This is a genomic window from Streptomyces sp. NPDC094448 (assembly GCF_044763775.1).
Lineage (GTDB): Bacteria > Actinomycetota > Actinomycetes > Streptomycetales > Streptomycetaceae > Streptomyces.
Genome location: NZ_JBIWGU010000003.1, coordinates 232,274 through 256,721 on the forward strand (window position 1 = coordinate 232,274; position 24,448 = coordinate 256,721).

General features: G+C 73.0%; 1 protein-coding gene. It reads right to left on the minus strand.

Annotated elements, in window-relative coordinates; all coding sequences use genetic code 11:
* Positions 1 to 2: 2 nt before the first annotated feature.
* Positions 3 to 23,933 carry an SDR family NAD(P)-dependent oxidoreductase gene (locus ACIQ9E_RS07290; protein WP_403703323.1) on the minus strand — a complete coding sequence of 7,977 codons (23,931 nt, stop codon included), beginning with the start codon at positions 23,931 to 23,933 and terminating at the stop codon, positions 3 to 5.
* Between the last annotated feature and the right edge of the window lie 515 nt (positions 23,934 to 24,448).

The window sequence follows — 24,448 nt, forward strand, 5'->3', positions numbered from 1 at the left end:
GGTCAGCGCCCCTCGTTGTCCGTGGTGGTCCGGGTGCCGTCGGCCGTCGGCGGGCTGATCCGTCCGACGACGTCCTCGATACCGAGGGAGCCGTTCAGAAAGCCGTCGAGAACGTCGTCGATGCCGTCGCCGGGATCGCCGTCCGGACCGGCCGGGCAGGCCGGGTCGTCGGCGGGATCGGGGTCCGGCCCGGTCAGGGGCTTCTCCGCGATCCAGTACCGCTCCCGCGCAAAGGGGTAGGTGGGCAGGGGGACGATGTGCGCCGTGCCCGCCGGGCGCAGTCCGCGCCAGTCCAGCGTGAAGCCGCCGACCCAGAGTCCGAGCGCCTTGGCGTACTCGCCCCGGGCGAGCCAGGTGCCGAGGACCGCGGTCATGTCCTCGTCGGCGGCGAGCGCGGCGAGCGCGCTATCGATGGGCTTCGCCCGGCCCCGGTGCACCCCCTCGGCGCTCTCCGGCCGCTCAAGGAAGGCCCGCAGTCGCTGCTCCAGCTCGTCGTAGGAGCGGACGACCGTCGCCAGCCGCTCGGTCATGGCCTCGCGGCCGGTCTGCAGGGTGTACGCCACATCGGTGAGCGCCACACCGGTGCGCCGGCCCTCGGGCAGCCAGCGCAGCAGGGCGTCCGCCCGCTCGCGCAGCCGTTCCCCGTCCCGGGCGGAGAGCACGACGATCGCGGGCTCCCCTTCCGGGGCGGACCTTCCAGCGGGCCGCCGGGGCGGGTACTCCTCCAGCACCACATGGGCGTTGGCCCCGCCCGCGCCGAAGGAGGACACGCCCGCCCGGCGCGGCACCTCACGGACGGCGCCGTCGACGGTGACGACGGGCCGCTTCCACTCGGCGGTCTCGCGCTGGACGACGAAGGGTGTGGCGTCGAAGTCGATGTGCGGGTTCAGCTCGTCGGCGTGCAGGCTGGGGACGAGTTCGCCGTGCCGCATCTGCAGCACGGTCTTGAGCACGCCCGCGAGGCCGGCAGCGGCCTCGGCGTGGCCGATGTTGCTCTTCACAGAACCGATGGCGCAGTACCCGAAGTCCGCGGTGTCGGCGGAGAACGCCCGGGTCAGGCCGTTGATCTCGATGGGGTCGCCGAGGGCAGTGCCGGTGCCGTGCGCCTCGACGTAGCTGATGGTGCGCGCGTCGAAGCCGGCCCGGTCCAGGGCCGCACGCACGACACGGCCCTGTGCGACCGGGTTGGGGACGGTGTAGCCGTTGGTGGTGCCGCCATGGTTGACACTCGTACCGCGGACCACCGCGTGAATATGGTCCCCGTCCCGTTCGGCGTCCTCCAGCCGCTTCAGGATGAGCGCGCCGACGCCCTCACCGGGGACGAATCCGCCTCCTCCGGCGCCGAAGCTGCGACAGACGCCGTCGTCCGCGAGCATCTGGAGGTTGCAGAGGTTCACATAGCTCGACGGGTGCAGATAGAGGTTGACGCCCCCGGCGACAGCGAGTTCGCACGCGCCGCGGAGCAGCTGCTCGCACGCCTCGTGCAGCGCTGTCAGCGAGGACGAGCACAGGGTGTCGACGGGCATGCTGGGACCGTTGAGGTTCAGCTTGAACGAGACGCGGTTGGCCGCCGAGGCGAAGGATGTGTACGGGTAGGCGGTGTCGCCGCGGCGCCAGCGCCCGGGGCCGTAGAGAGCGTGTCCGGCGCGGGTGATGCCGACGAAGACGCCGACCCGGGAGTCGTGGTCCCGCTCCAGGCGCTCCCGCGTGTATCCGGCATCCTCGAACGCCCGCCAGGTCTCCTGGAGGAAGAGCCGCTCCTGCGGGTCGATCTCGGTCGCCTCGTTCGGCGTCATCCCGAAGAACAGCGGGTCGAAGTCGGCGAAGCCGTCGAGGAAGCCGCCCCACTTGCCGTAGCTGCGGCCCTCGGTGGCGGCCTTCTCCTTGTCCGGCTCGAAGAAGCCGTCCAGCGACCACCGTTCGGCGGGGATCTCCGTGACGGAGTTCCGGCCCGCCCGCAGATTCTGCCAGTACGCGTCGAGCGTGGGGGCCTGCGGGAGGCGGGCGCTCATACCGATGATCGCGATGCCTCCGGAGCCGGGGGGCACGGGGGTGACAGGAGCGGCCGGGGTGACAGGAGCGGCCGGGGCGGCGGGTGCGGCCGCGGGCAGCGGCGCGGAGGCAGCGGCCGGGCCGGGAACCGGAGCCAGGGCGGGAACGAGCCCCAGGGCGCGCGCCACCGTGGAGGCGCGCTCGGCAACCAGATACCCGGTGAGGGCATCGATCGTTCGATATTCGAAGAACAGGGTGCTGCTCGTCTCCCCCAGGTCCTTCTTGAGGCCGTTGAGCAGCTGGAGGATGAGGATGGAGTCGACGCCGTACGCGGACAGCGGCTCCCGGGCGTCGATGGAGTCGGCCGGGATCATCAGCGTCCGGCCGACCAGCTGCTTCAGGTAGGCGCGCACGGCCTCGGCGAGGGTCGCCGGGTCCGGCGCGGCAGGGCTCCGGGACGCCTCGGCCCCGGCCCTCTCCCCGGCGCTCGCGGGAGCCGGGGCGGGCACATCCGGCACATCCGGCTTGGCCACGGCGGCAGTTCCGGCGTCCCCGGCGGGCAGGATCCCGGCGTCCGCGGCGGACCGCGCTCCCTCGCGGGCCCGGCGGATCACCCCGTCACTGAAGCCGACCACGATCTGCTGGCCAAGCGGGTGGGCGTCCCGCGCGGGGAACTCGACTCCGTCGAAACCCTCCCACTCCAGCGCCGACTGCCACATGGCGGGTTCGAGGCCGGGTCCGCCGGTCTCCCTCAGCTCCGCGTCGTCGTACAGCCACCAGCCGTCCAGCAGGGCGAAGGTCAGCATGCCGAAGACGGTGTAGCCGGCGATCTCGTTGACGACGACGGCTCCGCCGGGCCTCAGCAGCGCCTTGGCGTTGCGCAGGGATGCGCGGATGTCCGGGGTGGCGTGCAGAACGTTCGTCGCGACGACGATGTCGTATCCGCCCTCGTCGAAGCCCTGCTCGGCCGCCGTCCGGCCCGCGTCGAAGATCTCCGCGCGCAGGAACGGGTGGTCCGCGCCGAACTCCCTCCGGCCGTGGAGCAGAAAGGCCTGGGACAGATCGGTGTAGCAGTATTCGCCGATGTGCCGCCGGTACGGCGCGAGCCGTGGCAGCACGGTGGCGGTGGTGCCCCCGGTGCCGGCGCCGATCTCCAGCAGACGCACCCGGGCCTCCGGGGCGCGGGCGAGGCGTCGCTCGACCAGCGCGACGACGCAGTCGCCGACGACGTCGTTGAAGTGGTCGGCGATCATGTTCTGCTTGTAGATGCCCTCGACCAGGTCGAGCGAGGAGCCCGGGAAGATCACGTCGACGGCGGGGACGGCGCCCGTCAGGATGCCGGTGAGGGAGCGCAGCGTCCGGTCCACCAGCTCGACCGAGGCCCGCAGCTCGGGGTCGGCGGGCCACTCCCGCCGCGCGCGCTCCCACGCGGCCGCGGTGTCCTGCGGGTCGACCGGTCCGGCAGCACCGGAAGCGCCGGCGCGGTAGCCGGTCGCGGTCTCGGTCAGCCAGCCCTCCCGGACGAACAGCTTCAGCGTCTGCGTCAGCCAGCGCCCGTACTTGTCGGCGATGCCGTGCTCCCGCTGGAGGGAGAGCGCGTCGGTCTCGCCTCCGGGGAACCAGCCGAGGGCACGCAGCTCGCACCAGAGCAGCCGGGTGAGCAGGCTGTCCAGCTCCCGCAGCCGGGACTTGGCGCGGGTCTCGACCGTCCGCAGAGCGTCCGTGCGCACGGGCAGGGCCGGGGTCAGGGGCTCGGCGCTGCGCCCGGCCGGCGCCAGCACCCGCACCGCCTCGCGGTCGGTGTAGTCGCCGAGCCGCTCCGGCCGGGCGGTGTTGAGGTAGACCAGCTGTCCGAGTGGCGCGGCGAGCAGCCGCTCGACGGCGTCCAAGGCGAGCCGGGGATCGATGTCGTCCAGTCCCTCACGGCGGTAGATCCGCTCCCGGACGTGCTCGGGCACGTCCAGGCCGCTGCCGACGGCACCCCAGTAGCCCCAGTTGAGCACCCGGACGGCGCAGGAGCGCTCATTTCCCAGCCGGTGGGCGAGGGCGTCCACGAAGGCGTTGCCCGCCACATAGCTGCAGTAGCCCATGGTCGGGTTGACCGAGGCGATCGAGGAGAAGAAGAGCAGGAAGTCGAGTCCGTCGGAGACGAAGACCTCCGCCATGTTCACACTGGCGTCGATCTTGGCGCTCAGTCCGCGCCGGAACTGCTGCTCGGTGGTGTTGGGCAGGCTCTGGTCGACCAGTCCGAAGACGGACTGGACGACACCGCGGACGGGGCCGAACCGCTCGGTGATCCGGGCGTAAGCCGATCGGAGGGAGTCCGCGTCGGCGGCGTCCGCCCGGACGTACCAGGGGGCGGGGCCGAGGGCGGCCAGCCGGGCGGTCTCCGCCCGGATCGCGTCGTCCTCCTCCCTGCGGCCGATCCACACGACCTGGGCTCCGAAGCGGCGGATGACGTCCTCGCTCCAGATCCGGCCAATGCCGCCGGCTCCGCCGAGGACGACGTAGACGCCGCCCTCCTGGTAGGGGGAGCGGTCCGGCTCGGGCAGCTCCACCGGGGCCAGTCCGCGGCGGAACCACTGCCCGCCCCGGAGCGCCCGCACACCGCGGGCCGGGGCGGTGAGCACGGTGCGCGCCGGAAGAGCGTCGGCGGCGCCGAGGTCGAAGGAGGCGACGCTCCAGTTGGGCAGCTCCCGTGTCATCACCTCGGCCAGACCCAGCACCGCGGCGCCCTCGGGACGCACGGGCTCGCCCCGCAGCACGGGGTGGGCCTGCCGGGTGACGACGGTCCAGCTCAGCTCCTCGCTGCCGTAGCCCAGGGCGAACAGTGCCCGGATCAACCGGAAGAAGGCGACCGCCGCGGCGTCGGAAGAGGTCCCGGCTGCTGCCGGGGGGAGCCGGACGAGGTGCCGGATCCGGCCCGCGCTCCGCAGCGCCTCGGCCGGGTCTCCGCCGTCGCCCGCTCCGTCGAGGTCGAGCGTGTGGGCACCGGGGCATACGGCGGCCAGGGCCGCCCGCTCGGCGGCGGTGCCGCCCAGGACGACGACTCCCCCGCCGGGACCGGCCCCGGGGCCCGGCTCCGGGGCGGGCTCCCGGATCCATACGGGCGCGAGGCCGAGATGGCTGGAGTCCCCGGGACGTCCCTCCCGGCCCTCGGGACGGGACACGGGCACCGAGGCCGGTGCGGCGGACAGCGCGGACTCCGGGGCCGGGGCCTGCTCCCGCTCGGGCAGCCAGTGCCGCTGCCGCAGGAAGGGATAGACCGGCAGCGGCACCCTCCGGTGCCCGCTGCCCTCGAAGAGGCGGGCGTAGCTCAGCTCGCAGCCCTCCAGATGGAGGTCGCGGACGGCCTCCAGGTGTTCCCGGCGCTCGGCGCCGGAGGCGCCCTCGGCGCACCGGCGCAGAGCGTCGTCGCCGAACCGCTTCAGCGAGGCCCGTGAGCGCGCGGTGTGGTCCGTGAGGTCGGCGACCCGGACCCGGTCCTCGCCGCCGTCCGTGAGCCAGCGTTCCAGCAGCGTCACCAGTTCAGCGGTGTCCCGGGCGACGCACGCCAGCCGGACGGGGCAGTGCCGCCGGCCCAGGAGCAACGTCAGGCTGATGTCGCCCAGATCGGTGCCGGGGTGGCGGCGCAGCCGGTCCAGGAGCCGTTCGGCCTGGGAGCGCAGCTGCTCCGGGGAGAACGCGGAGAGCGTCACCAGGTGATCGGGGGCGCCCTGCGCGGTGCGGCGGGACGGCTCAGGGGCCTCCTCGACGACCGCATGGGCGTTGGTGCCGCTGAAGCCGAAGGAGCTGAGGGCGGCGAGCCGCGGGCGTCCGGGCCCAGTGCTCCAGGCCCGGTGCTCGGTGTTGACGTAGAACGGGGTGGACACGAAGTCGATATGGGGGTTGCCCCGGTCGAAGTGGAGCGAGCGGGGCAGCTCGCGGTGGCGGAGGGCGAGGAGGATCTTTATGAGTCCCGCCACTCCGGACGCGGGCGCGGCGTGCCCGATGTTGGTCTTGACCGAGCCGATGGCGCAGTAACCGCTCCGGTCGGTGGAGCGGCGGAAGGCCCGGGTCAGCGCCTGGAACTCGATGGGGTCCCCGAGCCGGGTGCCGGTGCCGTGGGCCTCGACGAGGGTGATGTCACCCGGGTCGATGCCGAAGGTGTCGTAGACCTCGCGCTCCAGCCGCTCCTGTGCCTTGGCGCTCGGGGCGGTGATGCCGTTGGAGGTGCCGTCCTGGTTGATGCCGGAGCCGCGCACCACGCCGTGGATGTGATCGCCGTCGGCGAGGGCGTCCCGCAGTCGCTTGAGGACGACGACGCCGACGCCCTCGCCGGGGACGAAGCCGTCCGCCCGCTCGTCGAAGGCGTGGCACTGCCCGGTGCCGGAGAGCATGCCCGCCTTGTGGGCGGCCAGGTAGTAGTCGGGGGCGCACTGCACGGAGACGCCGCCGGCCAGGGCCATCCCCACCTCGCCGGCGCGCAGCGCCTGGCAGGCGAGGTGCAGGGCGACGAGGGAGCCGGAGCAGGCCGTGTCGATGGCCAGGGCGGGGCCCCTCAGGTCCAGGAAGTACGAGACCCGGGCGGGGATGATCGCCTCGGCATTGCCCCACATGGCCTGGGCGGGGGCGGAGGCGTCGGGCGCGGTCAGATAGTCGCTGACCTGGCTGCCGATGTAGACGCCGCAGGACTGGCCGCGGATCGCCTCGCCCGCGTATCCGGCGTCTTCCAGGGCCTTCCAGGACTCTTCGAGGACCAGGCGCTGCTGGGGGTCCATATAGGCGGCTTCCAGGCCGGAGATCTGGAAGAACATCGGGTCGAAGCGGTCGATGCCGTCGATCAGAGAGGCGTAGCGGGGTGTGGTGGCGCCCGGCGGCACCCATGCCGACAGGTCCCAGCGATCGATCTCGCCGACGAGGCTGCGCCCCTCCGCGAGGGTCCGCCACAGCGCGTCGGCGTCCTCGGCCGTGCCGAACCTCCCGCTCATGCCGATGATCGCAACGGGCTCCGTGGCCGGGCCGGGGAGGGAAGGGGCGGCGGGCACGGCGGTCCGGTGCGCGGGCCCGGAGACGGGCTCGGGAGTCACGGCGGGAGCGGGAACGGGCCCGGAGGCGGACGCGAGCGCGGGAGTGGGCTCCGGTACGGGAGCGGTCCCCGAGTCCGGGGCCGGAGGCTCTCCGACCGACGGGACGGGCGCGGATGCCGGCGCGGGCCGGTGGTGCTCCGCGATGTACCGGGCCAGGGTGCGCACCGAACTGTGGTCGAAGAGATCGGTGGTGGCGAGGGAGAGGCCGAGGGCGGTGCTCAGATCCTGTGTCAGTTCGACGGCGAGGATGGAGTCCACCCCGTAGTCGGCGAAGGAGTCCTCCTCCGAGATCTCCCGCCGGTCGAGACCGAGCGAGGTCTGGAGCTGCTCCAGGATGACGGCCCTGATGCGCTCCTCCGCCGCGGGGCCGCCCGTCCGTGCGTCGGCTCCGGCTCCGGCGTTGTCGTCGGACCCGGGCGCCGTGGTGCAGCCCGGCAGTGCGGCGGCCTGCTCGGGGAAGGCCTCGGCCACATGGGCGGCGAGCCGCCGCACCGAGCCGTGGTCGAAGAGATCGGTGGTGGTCAGGATCCCGCCGAGGACGGCGTTCAGGTCCTGGACCAGTTCGACGGCGAGGATGGAGTCCACCCCGTAATCGGCGAAGGAGTCCTCCTCCGAGATCTCGCTCGCGGCCAGGCCCAGCGAGCGCTGGAGCCGGGCGACGATCACCCGGCGCACCCGCTCCCCCAGCTCTCCGGTGGCCCGGGGCACGGCCACGCTGCGCGGGCGGGGCACCGGCGCCGGCGCCCGGACGTCGGCCACCACGATCTGGTGGCCGGCCTCGTGGACGGCGGCGGCGGGGAAGGAGACGGCGGTGAAGCCCTCCTCGCCCAGCACCCGCTGCCAGGTGGCGGGGGCGAGCCCCGGGCAGCCGTCGATCCGCAGGCCGGCGTCCTGGTAGAGCCACCAGCCGTCGAGGAGTCCGAAGGTGAGGTGCAGGAAGGGGCCGCCGGCGGCCATCTCGTTGAGCAGCAGGCTTCCGTCCGGGCCCAGCAGGGCCCGGGTGTTGCGGACGGCCGTGCGGATGTCGCGGGTGGCGTGCAGGACGTTGGTGGCGAGGACGATGTCGTAGCCGCCCTCCTCCAGCCCCTGCCCGGCGGGGTCGCTCTCCACGTCGAACAGTTCGAAGCGGAGGAAGGGCCGGCCGTCGGCGAACTCGTGGCGACCGCTGCGCAGGAAGTACCGGGAGACATCGGTGTAGCAGTACTCCGCCACCCGGTCGTGGTGGGGCGCCAGCCGCTCCAGCACCTTCTCGGTGGTGCCGCCCGAGCCGGCGCCGATCTCGGCGATCCGCACTGTGCGGCCGGGGTCGCCCGCGAGCAGGCACTTCACGCGCTCCGCCACGAGGTCCGCCATGATCTCGTTCAGGGCCTCGGCGCTGTCGCAGTCGCGGTAGAGCCCGCGTACCAGAGCTGTGGAGGAGTCGGGGAAAAGAACTGCGGTCGCGGGCCGCCGCCCGGACAGGATCTCGGGGAGCGCCTGGAGCGCCGGATCCAGCAGGTTGACATAGGGGTTGGCGCCCCCGGCCGCATGGCGCACGGCGTCCCAGCGCCGCCGGACGGCGGCCGGGTCGGCCGGTGCCGCGGCAGTCAGCTCATAGCGCCCGGCGTCGTGGACGAGGAGGCCGTGCGCGGCCAGCAGGCGCAGGCTCTCGTCGAGCCAGCGGTCGTAGCCGCCGCCCGGCCGCAGGGCGTTCCGGAGCGTAGCGACGGATCCGCTCTCGCCCATGCCGAGCATCCGCAGCCGGGTCAGGAGCAGTTCGGCGACCAGGGTGTCGTCGAAGCCCCGGGCGCTGCTGGAGTCGTCGAGGATCCGGCGGAGCCGGTGCTCATGGGTGGACTCGGCGGAGACGGCGGACACCAAGGGCTCGACGGACTCCGCCGCCGGAGCGGCGGGACGCCGGGCGGCCGGGGTGCGGGCCACGGTCTTCTCCAGCGCCAGCTGGTCGTACGGCCCGGAGAGCAGGAGGTCGAGCGCTGCCATGCCCTCGTCGGACTCGATGGAGCCGATGCCGTTCCTCGCCATCCGCCGCTGGTAGTCGTCGGAGGCGACCACCCCCACACCGCCCCAGTAGCCCCAGTTCATCACCTTCACCGCGGTGCCCCGGGACTGGCCCCACAGCCGGGCGAAGGCATCCTTGAAGACACAGCCGGTGACGTAGTTGCTCTGCCCGGCGGAGCGCTGGAAGGAGTTGAGCGAGGAGAAGAAGAGGACGAAGTCCAGGGGATCGTCGGCGAAGACCTGGGCCATGCGGACGCCGATGTCCGCCTTCACCCGTACGGCGGCCCGGAAGCGCTCCTCGGGCATCGCGGCCACGCTCTGGTCGAGCAGGGCGAGGGCGGAGTGGACGACGCCGTGGATCTCGGGGAAGCGTGCGCGCACCCGGTCGATCGCGGCGGCCAGCTCCGGTCCGTCGGCGGCGTCGGCCCGGAGGTACCAGGGCGCCGGCCCCAGCTCGGAAAGCGCGTCGATCCGGGCCCGGATCCCGGTGTCCTCGGGGCGCCGGCCGATCCAGACGACCTGGGCACCGTAGTGGCGCAGCATGTGCTCGGTCCATACCGTCCCGAGGCCGCCCGCGCCGCCGATGACGACGTAGACGCCGCCTTTCCGGTAGGGCAGCGGGCCCCCGGGAACGGACTCGGGCCGCACGGGCGTCAGCGTCTGGCGGTACCAGCGGCCCGCGCGATGCGCCCAGCTGGCGCCGTCGGAGGACTCCGCGGGGAGGCGGAGCGCTTCGTCCAGCACCAGGCCGCTCAGCTCGGTCACATCGGCCGAGCGCACCCGCCAGCGGGGGTTCTCCTTGGCGAGGCAGCCCAGCAGGCCGTGCGCCCCGGCATGGGAGGCATCGACCCGGTCGGAGTCGAGGACGTACTGGCTGCGGACGGTGAGGCAGGTCCACTCCAGCGTGCTCTTCTCATAGCCGAGCGCGAGCAGTGCCTTGGCGAGCCGGAAGCCGGCGTAGACGCCCTTCTCCTGACGGCTGATCAACTCCTCGCTCCCTGGCTGTGCGGGGGTGCCACCACCCGTCACCCAGACGACACGGTCGTACGGGCCGCCGGCCGCGAGCCGCGCCCGCAGGCCGTCCACGGTGTCCTCGGCCCGCAGCAGGACGACGTCCACGCCGCCGTGTCCGGTGAGGACGGAGTCCAGGGCATCCGGGTCCCCTCCCACCAGCAGGGTCCGGCCGAGCGGGACCTCGGTGCGGGCCGTGGGCGCAGGCGTTCCGACCGCCGCCCAGTCCGGCCGGAGGAGCCGCAGCCGCCCGCCGGTGGCGGTGGCGGTGGTCCCGTCCGCCGCAGGGCGGGCACCAGCGGCCGGCAGGGGCCGGGTGCCGAAGCCGCGGATCCGGACGCGGACCCCGCCCCGCGCATCGCAGAGGTCCAGGTCGAACGTGGTGCCGTCCGCTCCGGTGCTTCTGAGCCAGGCCCACATGGCCGGCTCGCAGGGGCCGAGGACGGTGACCTCGCGCACGGTGTACGGGAGCTGCGGGACGTCACCGGCCCTGCGGAGCCCCAGGGATGCCTGGAGGGCGGCGTCCAGCACAGCGGGATGGAGCACCGGCCCGGCGGGGCCGTCGTCGGCCGCCGCGGGCATCGCGAGTTCGGCGAGGACTTCTCCGTCCCCCACGAACAGCCGCTCCAGCGACCGGAACGCGGGACCGTAGGCGATGCCCTGACGGCGGTAGGCAAGACAGGCCTCCGCGCCCGCGATCTCGTACCGTCCGCACGCGGCACGCAGCGCCGTGAGGTCGAGCCGGGCGGGGGTGTCGCCGCCGGTCTCGATCCGTCCGCGGCTGTGCACGGGGCCGCAGCCGCCGGCGTCCGGGACAAGGAGGCGGTAGCCGGTTCGCCCGGGGCCGTCCGGCTCCAGTTCGACCGTGACGTCCAGGGGGCCGTCCCCGGCGCGGACCGGCCGCATCCACACCACGTCGCGGAAGGTGACGGCGGTGTGGGGGGCATCCGCGGCGGGGACGGAGGCGGCGTGGGCCGCGCGGGCGAGTTCCAGGTGGGCGACGCCCGGCAGGATCCGGTCGCCGGCCACGAGGTGGTCGCTGAGGAAGTACTCGGCGCCGGTGAACGTCGTGGTGAACCGGCGTCCGGCGGTGTCGGCCGGGACGGGCCGCAGCGGGGCCGGGGCCGTCCCGGCGGGCGGCCTGCCGGCCGTGGCGCGGCCGGCCCGGGACGGCCAGAGGCGCCTTTCGGCGAAGGGGTAGCCGGGGAGTGAGACGGGGGAGAGACGTCTGCCTCCGGTCAGCAGCCGCCACGCCGGGTCGTAGCCCTGGCAGTAGGTCCGTGCGACGGCGCGCAGCGCATCGCGGAGGGGGGTTTCCTCGCCGGTCAGCAGGGCGGCTTCGGCCAGCAGGTCGTCGGCGGCCCGCCGGACGTCCTCGCGGGGGGCGAAGTCCTTGGGCACCCGTCCGGTGAAGAGGTCGGGGCCCTGTTCGCCGGCGGACCACCGGCGCAACAGGTCGATCGCCTCGGCGGTGTCGCGGGCGATGACGGCGCAGCGGTGGCGGAAGTGCGGGCGGCCGTCCCGCAGGGTCGCCCCTACCTCGGTCAAGCCGCGGCCGGGAGCGGTGGCGTCGGCCAGGAAGCCGATGAGTCCGGCGACGCGCCGGTGCAGCGACTCCTCGGACTTGGCCGACAGGACCAGCAGGTGAGCGGGCATCGCCGGAATCCCGTCCTCGTGGTTCACCGGGTGGCTCACGACCACCATGTGGGCGTTGGTTCCGCTCATGCCGAAGGAGCTGAGGGCGGCGGTCCTGCGGCGTCCGGCCGTCTCGGGCCAGGCCCGGTTCGTCTTGTTGACGAAGAACGGGCTGTTCTTCCAGTCGATGTAGTCGTTCTCCCGTTCGCAGCCCAGCGACGCCGGAATGGTTTCGTGGCGCAGGGCCAGCAGGATCCCGATGAGGCTGACGAGGCCGGACGCGGCGAGGGTGTGCCCCACATTGGGCTTGACCGAGGTCAGGGCGCAGTAGTGCCGCTTGTCGGTGAATTCCCGGAAGGCGTCGCCCAGGGCGTTGACCTCGACGGGGTCGCCGAGGCGGGTGCCGGTGCCGTGGGCGACGACGTAGTCGATCTCCGCCGGGTCGACTCCGTGCTGCCGGTAGGTGGTGCGCAGCAGTTCGGTCTGCGCCTCCCCGTTGGGGGCGGTGATGCCGTTGGACCTGCCGTCGTAGTTGATGCCGCTGGCCCGGATGACGCCGTGGATCCGGTCGCCGTCGGCGACGGCGGCGGAGAGCTTCTTCAGGACGACGACGGCGACGGCCTCGCTGAGCACCATGCCGTTGGCACGGCCGTCGAAGGCGTAGGTGACACCGTCCTCGGAGAGCATTCCGGCATGCCGGGTGCGACCGAGCAGTTGTGCGGTCGTGATCAGGCTGACCCCGGCGGCGAGGGCGAGATCGCACTCTCCGGCACGGATGCTGGCGCAGGCCTGGTGGGCCGCGACCAGTCCGGAGGAGCAGGCCGTGTTCACGGCCATGACCGGGCCCCGCAGATCGAGGAAGTAGGAGAGCCGGGCGGCGAGGATGCCGTCGTGGTTGGCGGTGATGCTGCCGGCCGCCGGGTCGATGCTGTCGTAGTCGCCCTGTTCGACGCCGACGAACATGCCGACCCTGCGGGTCGCCTCCGGTGTCCAGCCCGCGTCCTCCAGGGCGCGCCAGGATTCCTGGAGCAGCAGCCGCTGGCGCGGATCGAGGTTCCGTGCCTCGTTGGGCGACATCTCGAAGAACAGCGGGTCGAAGGCGTCGGGGTCGGAGAGCTGGCCGACGCGGAAGGACGCGTAGGGGCTGTCGTGCGGTTCGCCCCAGAGGTCGAGGCGTTCGCGGGAGACGGGGGTAACGACGTCGCGGCCCTCGGCGAGGACGGACCACAGTGCGGTGATGTCCTCGGCGCCGGGGAAGCGGCCACTGAGACCGACGACGGCGATGAGGTCGTCCCGCTCCGGCTCCGGCTCTCCCTCCGGCCGCGGGAGAGCGGTGGTGTCGCGGGGTTCCTCGGCTGCGGGAGCGGGGACGGCCAAAGGCGCCGGGGGTGCGGGCGTCGTCCCGGGGGCGGGGTCCCCGGCGGATGCCCCGGAGTCGCCGCCGTAGCGTGCGGTGAGGAGGTCCGCATGCTCGGAGGTGAAGAATCCCTTCAGCTTCCGCAGCGTGGAGTGGCTGTAGAAGAGGGCGGGGGTGATGTCGACGCCGTAGTGTCCGCTCAGCCCGGCGGCGAGTTCGGCAAGGCTCACCGAGTCGAAGCCGTAGTCGGCGAGGTTGTCGTCCTCGTAGAGCCGTTCGGGAGCCAGTCCGGCGGTCCGGCAAACGATTTCGCGCAGCTCGCGGTCGAGCGGTTCCGCGAGGTCGTGGACGGGTCCCGGGGCGGGTGCCCCTGGCCTGACGGGGACGGCGGAGGCTGCCGGGGGCACAGCGGACGGGGTGCCGGCGGAGGCGGCGGGGGGCGGTGTCAGCCCGAGGAACCGGCCGACCCGGTCCGGCCTGCCGACCAGGATGATGTGGTGCGCGGCCTCCTGCGCCAGCAGCCGCTCGAACAGCGCGAGGCCGTCGGCGGTCTCCAGGAAGTCCTGGCCGCTGGATCGCAGCAGCATCGTCGTCGTGTCCGGGTCGAAGCCCATGCCGCCCTCCCGCCACAGCGGCCAGTTGATGACCACGGTCCGGCCGGAGAGTGCGCCGGAGCGCACCCCGGTGTCGCGGTGGCGGGCGTAGGCCATCTGGAAGCGGTTGCCGACGGCGTAGTCACAGGTGCCGAAGTCGCCGATGACGGCCGAGGTGGAGGAGAAGTAGCAGACGAAGTCGAGTTCCCCGCCGCCCGTCAACGCCTCGTCCAGCGCGAGCGTGCCGCGGATCTTCGGCGCGAGCACGTCCGCGAAGGCGCCCGGGTCCTTGTCGAGGACGGTGCCGTGTCCCTGCACACCGGCCGCGTGCACCACGCCGTGCAGGGCGCCGAAGCGCTCGCGCGCCCGGGCCACGGCCCGCTTCATGTCCTCGGGGTCGGCGGCGTCGGCCTGCACGTACAGGATCCGCTGCCCGGCGCCGACGCTCTCCAGGGCACCCCGCCGGGTCCGGTCCAGCGGGGAACGGCCGGTGAGTACGAGGTTCGCCGCGAAGTGCGCGGCGAGGTGCCGGGCGAGGATCAGGCCGAGCCCGCCGCAGCCGCCGGTGATCAGATAGGTGCCGCCCTGCCGGAGGGCGCCGGGGCGGTCCTCGGCGAGGGTGACCTCCCGGACCCGGGTGAGGTGCCGGCGGCCCTCGGTGTACAGCGCGCTGACGGCCTTCTCCGTGCGCAGTTCGGCGAGGAGCCGGTCCAGCCACGCGGTGGTGTCCGCGGGGCGTCCCGGGTCGGCGGCGTCCTGGAGGAGACAGGACACGGAGAGCCGGGGCAGCACCAGGCCGAGCGAACGCTCGAAGCCGAGGTGCGCCTCCAGGAGGGCGCGCTCGGCGCCGTCGCGGTACTGCCCGGCGACGAGCAGCCGCCGGACGCCGAGCCGGCCGGCTGCGAGGGCCTGGACGGTGAGCACGACCTCGGTGAACTCGGGGTCCGTGGCGCCCGGTTCGAGGGCTGTCAGGCTGATGACGGCGTCGATGTCCGCCCCGTCCGCCGCGATGTCGCGGAAGGCGTCCCGGTAGTCGCCAGGCACGCCCGCGCGCACCTGGTAGGTGTCCGGGGACAACTTCCCCGGGGCGTCCGCGTGCCCGACGAAGACCGCGCGGGCGCGGGGCGCGAGCGCCCGCAGGGCCTGTGCGAGTTCGGCGCGGAGTAACGGGCCGGCACCCAGGAACACGATGCCGCGCGGCGGTTCCGCGGCCGGGACGGGCTCCCCCGCGGGCTCCCAATCCTCCACGAAGGCGAGCGGGCGGACGGACTCCTCCGCGACGGACCCGGCAGACCCGGCGGGCACGTCCCGGGGGGCGGCCGGGAGCGGCGGAGCCGCCGCAGGGGGCTCCGGTGCCACGGGCGCGTCCAGCCAGTGACGTTCCGGCGCGAAGGGGTACGCCGGCAGGGGGACGCGACGGGGGGCGGTGCCACGGGCGAGGGAGCCCCAGTCGAGGCCGAGGCCCTTGACCCAGACCTCGGCCAGCTTCCCGTGCCGGGCCTGAGCGAGCCAGGCATCGACCACGCCCCGCATCTCCCCGTCGGCCTCCAGCAGGGCGACCGTGTCCCGGTGCCGACGGATCCCGTCGTGGAAGACGTTCTCCGTCTGCCGTCCGTCGAGGAATGCCTGCAGTCCCTCGCGCAGCCCGTCCGGGCTGTCGACGACGAGCGCGAGACGTTCCTCCATGTGTTCCCGGCCGGTCTGGAGGGTGAAGGCGATGTCCGCGAGATCCGTGCCGGCCCCGGGACCGGAGAGCCAGGCGATCAGCGCCGCGGTCTTCTCCCGCAGCCGCTCCCCGTCCTTCGCGGAGACCGGTACGAGCTGGGGACCGGCTGACGGGGCGGGGCGCTTCGGCCCTGTCTCCCCGTTCCCGTACTCCTCGATGATCACATGGGCGATCGCGCCGTGGGCGCCGAAGGAGGAGACGCCCGCGATCCGGGGCAGCTCCGTCGTCACTCCGTCGACGGTGCGGGTGGGCCGCCGCCACGGTTCCAGCGAACGCTGCACATAGAAGGGCGAGTCGGGGAAGTCGATGTACGGGTTGAGCCGTTCCGAGTGCAGGGACGGAACGAGCGTCCCGTGCCGCATCTGGAGCAGTACCTTGGTGACCGCGACCACCCCGGCCGCGCCCTCCAGGTGGCCGATGTTCGACTTGACCGAGCCGATGGGGCAGAACTGCTTGCGGTTGGTGTGCTTGCGGAAGGCGCGGGTGAGTCCGGTGACCTCGATCGGGTCGCCGAGGGAGGTGCCGGTACCGTGCCCCTCGATATAGCTGACCTCCTCGGCGGAGAGGCCCGCATCCGCCAGCGCGGCGGTGACCATGTCCGCCTGGGCCAGCGGGTTGGGCACGGTCATCCCGTTGGTCCTGCCACCGTGCACGGTGGCCACGCCCCGGATGACTCCGTGGATGTGATCACCGTCCTCGACCGCCCGGTCGAAGGGCTTGAGCAGCAGACAGCCGACGCCTTCGCCCGGCACATAGCCGGTGCCGCCCTCGCCGAACGAACGGCAGCGGCCGTCTTCGGCGAAGAAGTTCATCTGGCTCAGCGAAACGTACTTGTTGGGGTGCAACGAGAGGTTCGCGCCCCCGGCGAAGGCCAGCGAGGAGGTGCCGTTCCTGATGCTCTCGACCGCCATCGCGATCGCGTACAGCGAGGAGGAGCAGGCGGTGTCGACGGTCAGGCTCTGCCCGTGCAGATCGAAGAAGTACGAGACGGCGTTGGACGCGGCCGCACGGTCGGACAGGACCACGTCCCGCCCGCTGTACAGCTGGTACTCATTCCACATCATGCCCAGGTAGACCCCGACGTCCCGGGCCTTTCCGGGGCTCAGGGTCTTCCGGGTGTACCCAGCGTCCTCCATCGCCTCCCACGCCGCCTGGAGGAAGAGCCGGCTCTGCGGGTCGGTCAGCGCGGCCTGGTTCGGCGACATATTGAAGAACAGGGCGTCGAAGTTCTCGGCGCCGTCGATGAAGCCGCCCCACTTGCTGTTCGTCTTGCCGGGGGTCTTCTCGGCGGCGTAGAAAGCGTCCTTGTCCCAGCGGTGCGGCGGGATCTCCTCGATGCAGTCCTCGCCGCGTTCCAGCGCCCGCCAGAACGCATCGAGGTCCGCCGCCTTCGGGTAGCGGCCGCTGACGCCGATGACCGCCACATCGCGGGAGCGGTCCCGGCCGCCCCGGCCGCCCCCCGCAGGCCGGGGGGCCGCCGCAACGGCGGAGGCCGGGGCCGACACCGCCGCCGCGACGGCGGGGGCCGGAGGGGATGCCGGGGCCGGGGCCCCCGACTCCTCGGCGCCGAGGAGTTCCGCCAGCCGTGCCGCCTGGTGCTCCGTGAAGTACTCCGCCAGTTCCCGGACCGTCCGGTACTCGAAGAACAGCGTTCCCGGGATGGCGGTGAAGTCCTTCCCGAGGAGCCTCATCAGCTCCATGATCTGAATCGACTCGATGCCGTATTCGCCCAGCTCCGCGTCGGCGTCGATGCGCCCCCGCGGGATCCGGAAGACCTGCGACAGACGGTCCTTCAGATACTCCGCCGTACGGTCGAACAGATCGCCGCCCACCGGGGCCGGGGCGTCCGCCGGAGCGGCCGAGGGCGTGGGCCCGGGCACCGGCCTCGCCGCCGGTACCGGCGCGGACACGGGCGCGGGGCGGCCCACGGCCCCTACGCGCAGCACCTTCTCGATCTTCTGCCGCTCACCCTTGACCACGACGACCTGGGTCTCGTCCGAGGCCAGGATCCGCAGCAGCGCCCCGATGCCCTCCTCGGTCCCCAGCCCGCGCAGTCCGGAGTAGTCGTGGTAGAGCGTCCGTGCGGGCCCCTCCTCGGCGAGTTCCCGGAGCATCCCGCCCTCGTCCCAGTACGGCCAGTTGACCGAGACGCTGCGGCCGTGACGGATGCCCGCGGTGCGCAGCGTCTCCCGGTACTCGGTGTAGCCGTCGAGGAAGCGGTTGGCCGCGGCGTAGCCACCCTGTCCGAAGTCGCCGATGTACGCGGCGATGGAAGAGAACAGGCAGAAGAAGTCGAGCCGGTCCGCGGCGGTCAGCTCGTCCAGATGGACCGTGCCGTCGAGCTTCGGCGCCAGCACCGCCCGCAGGCCGTCGCGGTCCGTCTCCGTCACGGGCGTGCCGCCGATGACTCCGGCGCTGTGGAAGACGCCGTCCAGCGCCCCGAACCGGGCGCGGGCCTCGGCGAGAGCCGCGTCCACCTCATCCCGGCGGGCCACGTCGCAGGCCAGATAGAGGACCTCGGCCCCCGCGGCCTCCAGCTCCGCGATCCGCTCGCGCACGGCGGCGTCGGGCCGCCTCCGGCCGAGCAGCACCAGCCGGGCCCGGCACTGCCGGGCAAGATATCCGCCGAGGTGCTGTCCCAGGGCTCCGGCCCCGCCGGAGACCAGATAGACACCGCCCTCCTTCAGCGGCAGTCCTGCGCCGTCGCCCTGCCGCGCCCCGGGGGTCCAGGGGCGCAGCACCCGCTCGGTCCGGCGGCCGCCGTCGTAACGGATCTCATGGCCGCCCCGCGCAGTGGCGGCCCCGGCCGGGCCGAGTTCGCGGATCACGGTGTCCACGACGGCCTCGGCGCCCCGCGCCGCGGCGACCCGGACGGTGTTCGCCCGGAAGAGATGGTCGACGGGGGTAAGGGCCCGGCCGAAGCCGGACAGCGCCTCCGCGGCGGCCCGCGCGGGGCCCGGCTCGTCCGGCAGCACGGACAGATGCCGGATCTCCCGCTCGGACCCGGTCCGGTGGACGGCGCGGAACAGGTGCAGCATGCTCTCGACGCCGGCCGAGAGGTCGGACCCGTCCGCGGTGAGCGGCCAGAGGTCGACGATCGCGTGCGGCCTCCGGTCGCGCTCGACGAGGGTCGTCAGCAGCCGGTCGAGGTCCGCGGCGCTGCTCCGGTCGACGGTGAAGCGCCCAGGGCCGTCCTCGGCGAAGCCGTCGCCGCCGCGTACCCGGACCAGGGGGCCGTCATGGCGGGCGGCGAGCAGGTCCGCGCGGAGATCGTCGTCGTCCAGGACGAGCAGGGTCCGGCCCGCCGCGCCGCCGCTCCCCGCCACCACGTCGGCGTCGGCGTCGGCGTCGGCGTCGGTCCAGCCCGGCGCGTAGAAGTGCAGCGCGTCGGCCCCGCCCTCCCCGCCGGCCTTCGCCGCCGAGAACTCCTTGTAGACCATGCCGGTGAGCCGCACGCACTCGGTGCCGTCGTCGGCGCAGACCGAGAGGTCGACGACGAGCGAGCCGTCCCGGCCCACCCGGTTGACAGTGGCGTGGCAGTACGAGGCGGGCGGTATCGGCGCGAACACCGCCAGTTCTTCGAGGCTGAACGGGATGCGCAGCACATCGTCCTGCTCCCCGATGCCGCGCGGGGCGTTGAGCACGGCGTCGAAGAGCGACGGGTGCAGGGTGAACCGGGGGTACTCGTCCTCCAGTCCGTCCGCGAGAACGATCCGGGCCAGCGCCTCGCTCTCACCGCAGTACAGCGTCTCGATGGCGCGGAAGGTCTCGCCGTAGCCGAAGCCCAGCTCCCGGAGGCCCGTGAAGATCTCGGCGTTCTCCCGGCGGCCGGTGCACCGCTCCCGGACCGCGGCGATGTCGACGGTGCCGCGCGGGCGGCTCGGCCGCTCCGCCGACCAGGAGGCGCGGCCCTGGGAGAAGACGGTCCGGACGCCGTCTCCGTCCTCGTGGATCTGGTACTCCAGCCCGTCCGGACCGAGCGGACCGAGATCGATGTGCACCGTCCGGAAGGGCTCGTCCATGACGAGCGCATGACCCCAGATGATGTCGTGGAGGGTGACGGTGTCCGAGCCCGCGGAGAGACGGGCGGCGGCGTACGCCATCTCCATATGGGCAACGCCGGGCAGCAGGATCCGTCCGTCCACGACATGGTCGCGGAGGAAGAACTCCTCGGCGGACAGGCGTTTGCTGAAGCGCTGCGCCCCGAAGGTGGAGTGGTTGGCGTCCAGCAGCGGGTGGAGCCCCGGGGAGCCCGTGCCGTCGGCGCCGCGCACGCCGGTGGCGGAGTCTCCCGCCGGGGCCCGGTCCCCGCGGGCCCGGTCCGCCCAGTAGGTTTCCCGGGCGAAGGGATAGCCGGGCAGCGAGGCCGGGCGCTGCGGCCGGTCCCCGAACAGTCCCTCCCACTCCAGCTCGTAGCCCTGGCAGTAGAGGTCCGCCAGCGCGCGCACCGCGTCCCGGTAGCGGTCGCCGTCGTCGGCCGTCGCGCGGGCGGCCCGGCCGATCAGCTCGTTGCCGTACTCCGCGAGGGCGGGCTGCGGACGGAAGTCCCGGCCGCGCACCCCGCGGAACACCGCGGAGGACTTCTTGCCGTCGGCGAGCTGCCGGAGCAGGCCCTCGGCCTCCTCGACGGTGGCCGCCACCAGTGCGCAGCGGTGGGCGAAGTGGTGGCGTCCGGCGAGCAGCGTGCCGCTGACGCGGGCGAGTCCGACGCCGTCGGCGCCTCCGTCCCGGAAGAAGCCCAGGAGGTCGGCAGCGCGTTCCCGGAGTGCTTCGCCGGTCTTCGCGGAGAGGACGAGCAGATGGGAGGGGCGGCGCGCGAGGGCCCGCTCCCGCCCGTCGTCCCGCCCCTCGCCGCACGCACCGTCGTCGTCATGGGCTTCGAGGACCAGATGCGCGTTGGTACCGCTGATGCCGAAGGAGCTGACCGCTCCGAGCCGGCGGCGGCCCGGGGCGGCCACGGGCCAGGGACGGGACTCCGTGTTGACGTAGAAGGGGCTCGCGGCCCAGTCGATGTAGTCGCTCTCCTGCTCGCAGTGCAGGCTCGCGGGAATGGTCCGGTGGCGCAGCGACTGGACAAGGGCGATCAGGCTGACCACGCCGGAGGCGGCGAGAGTGTGCCCGATGTTCGTCTTCACCGAAGTCAGGGCGGAGTAGCGGGTGCTGTCCGTGTACCGGCCGAAGACCTCGGCGAGTGCGTTCACCTCGATCGGGTCGCCGAGGCGGGTGCCGGTGCCGTGGGCCACCACATGGCCGATGTCGGCCGGGTCGATGCCGAAGCGTCGGTACACGGTGTCGAGCAGGGCGGCCTGGGCAGTCTGGCTGGGCGCGGTGATGCCGTTGGTGCGTCCGTCGTAGTTCACTCCGTCGGCGCGGATGACGGCGTGCACGCGGTCGCCGTCCGCCAGCGCCCGGGAGAGGGGTTTCAGGACGACGACGGCGACGGCCTCGGCCATCACCATGCCGTCGGCTCGCCGGTCGAAGGCGCGGCAGACACCGTCGTCGGAGAGCATCCCCGCCCGGGTGGCGTGCTCGTAGAACTGGGATCCGGCCAGCAGGTTGACGCCCGCGGCGACGGCGGTGTCGCACTCTCCCGCGCGCAGGCTCAGGCATGCCTGGTGCACGGCGACCAGGCCGGCGGAACAGGCGGTGTTGATGCTGAGCACGGGACCGGAGAAGTTCAGGTGGTAGCCGAGGCGTGACGCGAGGATGCCGTCGTGGCCGGAGGTCAGCGTCTCCTCATCCCCCACGAGCCGCTGGTAGTCGCCTTGTTCGGCGCCGACGAACATGCCCATCGTGTGGGAGCGGAGCCGCCGCGGCCCGTATCCGGCGTCCTCCAGGGCCCGCCAGGACTCCTGGAGAAGCAGACGCTGCCGCGGGTCCATGCTCTCGGCCTCCTTGGGGGAGATCTCGAAGAACAAGGGGTCGAATTCGGCCGGGCCGGGCACCCATCCGCCCCGGACTCCGGAGATGCCCGGGGCTCCGTGCCAGTCCCGGTGCCGGTCGGCGGGGAGCGGGGTGACCGCGTGGCTGCCGTCCGCAAGCAGCTGCCAGAACTCGTCGACGGTGCGGGCTCCGGGGAAGCGTCCGCTCATGCCGATCACGGCGATGGGCTCGTCGGGTCCGGCGGCATCGCCCGTGGTGCGCTTTCCGTGCGTCCGGGTGGCGGGTCCGTCGCCTGCGGTCGCACCCCCGGCCCGGTCCCCGGCGGGCGCCTCGGGGGTCGGTGCGGAGACTGTGTCCCCGGCGGTGCCTGCCGCAGGTGCGGGCGGCTCCGCAGCGGACCGCTCACCGGACGCGCCGGACCCGCCCGGGGCGCCGGGCGCGTCCGGCGTCCCGTCGCCGGTGGCGTAGGTCCGCGTCACGGCGTCGGCATGCTCCCGGAGCAGATGCTCCGCGACCATCTCCAGCGTGATGTACGTGTAGAAGTCCGTCGGGGTGATCCCGATGCCGAAATACTCGCTCACCCGGTCGGCGAGCAGGGTGTTGCCGACCGAGTCGAACCCCAAGTCGGTCAGCCGGTCCTCAAGACGGATCTCGTCGTCCGCGAGCTTCAGCACCTCGCTCGCGAAGCTCTTCAGATCCGACTCGACGCTTTCCTGGAAGCCCACGTGTGCCCACTCCTCGCGACCTGGGGTCGGGGTGCTCTCCGGTACGGGTTCTTCGTGCTGTGTCTGCTCCGTGCGCTCAGGCCGTTCCGGCCGCCCGTCCGGCGTGATCCAGTGACGACGCCGGTCGAAGGGGTAGCAGGGCAGCCGGAGGCGGCGCGCCGGGACGGACGCGAACAGCTCCGCCCAGGGGTGCGCGTCACCTCGCACAAAGCGCCCGGCGAGAGACAGGAGGCGGGCCCGGTATGCAGACCCGGGAAGGCCCTCACCGAGATGAAACGTTTCGCCGGTCTTGGACAGGGCGTCCTCGCCTCCACCGGTGGAGCCGCCGGGCACGGGCATGGAGGCGAGCACGGAAGCGCGGAGGCAGTCCTCGGCCCCACCGGTCTGCCACAGCAGCGCCAGCTTGGCCCGGAGGTCGTCGCGGTCCTCCACCACCAGTGCGGCGCGCTGATCGAAGTGGTCACGGCCGAGAAGCAGGGTGGCGCTGAGGTCAAGGAGATCGGCGTCGCCCCCGGTGCCGCCCTCGGTGTCGAGCCAGGCACTGAGATCGCGGATTCGGCGCTCCAGCGCCGAATCCGTGCGGGCGGAGAGACAGATCAAATAAGCGGGCCGGGGATCCGGCGCGGCCCGGACCACGGCCGGGGCCTCCTCCAGCACCACATGCGCGTTGGTGCCCCCGATGCCGAAGGAGCTGACACCCGCCCGCCGGGGCAGCGGCTCGCCGGAGGCGGAGCGCAGCCGCTTCCACTCACGCGGGGTGTCGACGATGTGGAAGGGGGTGTCCTCCAGGTCGATGAGGGGGTTGCGCTCCCGGAAGTCCGGCAGTCCGGGCAGATAGCCGTGTTCCAGGGCGAGCAGCACCTTGAGCAGGCCCGCGATGCCCGCGGCGGCCTCCAAGTGCCCGATGTTGGGCTTGACGGAGCCGAGGCCGCAGTGGTTGCGCCGCTGCGGGGCCACGGCGTCGCCGTCCGCCGCCGCCTGGGTGAAGCCCTTCAGCAGGCCCCGGATCTCGACCGGGTCCCCGGTGGGGGTACCGGTGCCGTGGGCCTCGACATAGCCGATGGTGTCGGAGGTTATGCCGGCCCGGCGGATTGCATCCGCGATGACCTGGGCCTGAGCCTCCTCGCTGGGATGGGTCAGGGTCCGGGTGCGGCCGCCGTGGTTGACGGCGCTCCCCTTGACGACCGCGTAGACGGGGTCGCCGTCGCGAAGGGCGTCCGCGAGGGGCTTCAGGAGGACCATGCCGGCACCCTCGCCGCGCACATAGCCGTCGGCCCGCGCGTCGAAGGGGCGGCAGGAGCCGGTGGGCGAGAGCATCCCGGTCTTGGAGAAGGACGTGTGCCGGGCCGAGGTCAGCAGAAGGTTGACCCCGCCGGCGAGGGCGAGGGCGCACTCGCCCTGCTGGAGGGAGTGAACTGCCAGGTGAAGGGCGTTCAGGGAGGCGGAGGACGCGGTGTCGACCACCAGGCTGGGCCCGCGCAGATCGAAGAAGTGGGAGATCCGGTTGGCGATGACCGCCCCGGCGGTTCCCGTCGAGTGGTGCGCGGGCACCTCGGCCAGCCCGCGCTCCTGAAGCTCTTTGTAGTCTTGTCCGAAGGTGCCGACGAAGACGCCTACGTCCCCGCCCGTCAGCGCGGACGGGGGGATCGCGGCGTCCTCGGCGCAGGACCAGGCCAGCTCCAGCATGATCCGCTGCTGCGGGTCCACGCTCTCGGCTTCCAGGGGCGACATCCGGAAGAAGGGCGCGTCGAAGGTGTCGACCGCCTCCAGCAGGGCCGCCCATTTACTGACGCGCGGGTGCGAACCCCGGGTGTCCCAGCGGCTGGGCGGGACCTCTCCAATGTGCGACCGCCCTGCCCGCAGGTCGGTCCAGAACGCGCGGTGGTCGTCCGCCCCGGGAAAGCGGCAGGCGACTCCGACGACGGCGATGGTGCTCTGCTGCATGGGAATGGGAAGACTCTCCCTCATGTCTCCGTGGTGTCCTGACGCCACGAAGTGCCGTGACGGTCCGGTATCCAACGCATGGCGCGACCGTATGCAAACGCACCGCCCGGTCCTGGCACCCGGTCGTGCCTGCGAGCCTGGCCGCACCGCAGGCACGACCGGGCAGGCACCGAGGTGTGATGTCAGTGGCCGGCTACGCTGTCGGCCTCGAATGCTCTCTGGCGGAAACACCACCGGAGGCGACACTGCCTCCGGTCGTTCAGGGCGCCCGAACGTCCGCCTCTGCGCGGCGTGGCGCCGCCGGGAGCGGTCGGGCCTCCGGTGCCCCGGTGTCCAAAATCCAGCGGGACAACCGCCAGGACAGGGGCTCGCACAGTTCTCCGCGCGACCACATGCACGTCCACCGCATGTGGACCATCAATCATCCCCGCCCTCACGCTCCGCACGCTCTGCCGCGTCCGTCGCGCGACAGTCCCGCACGCCCATTGGGCCGCCCCCCGTGGTCAATCTTCTGT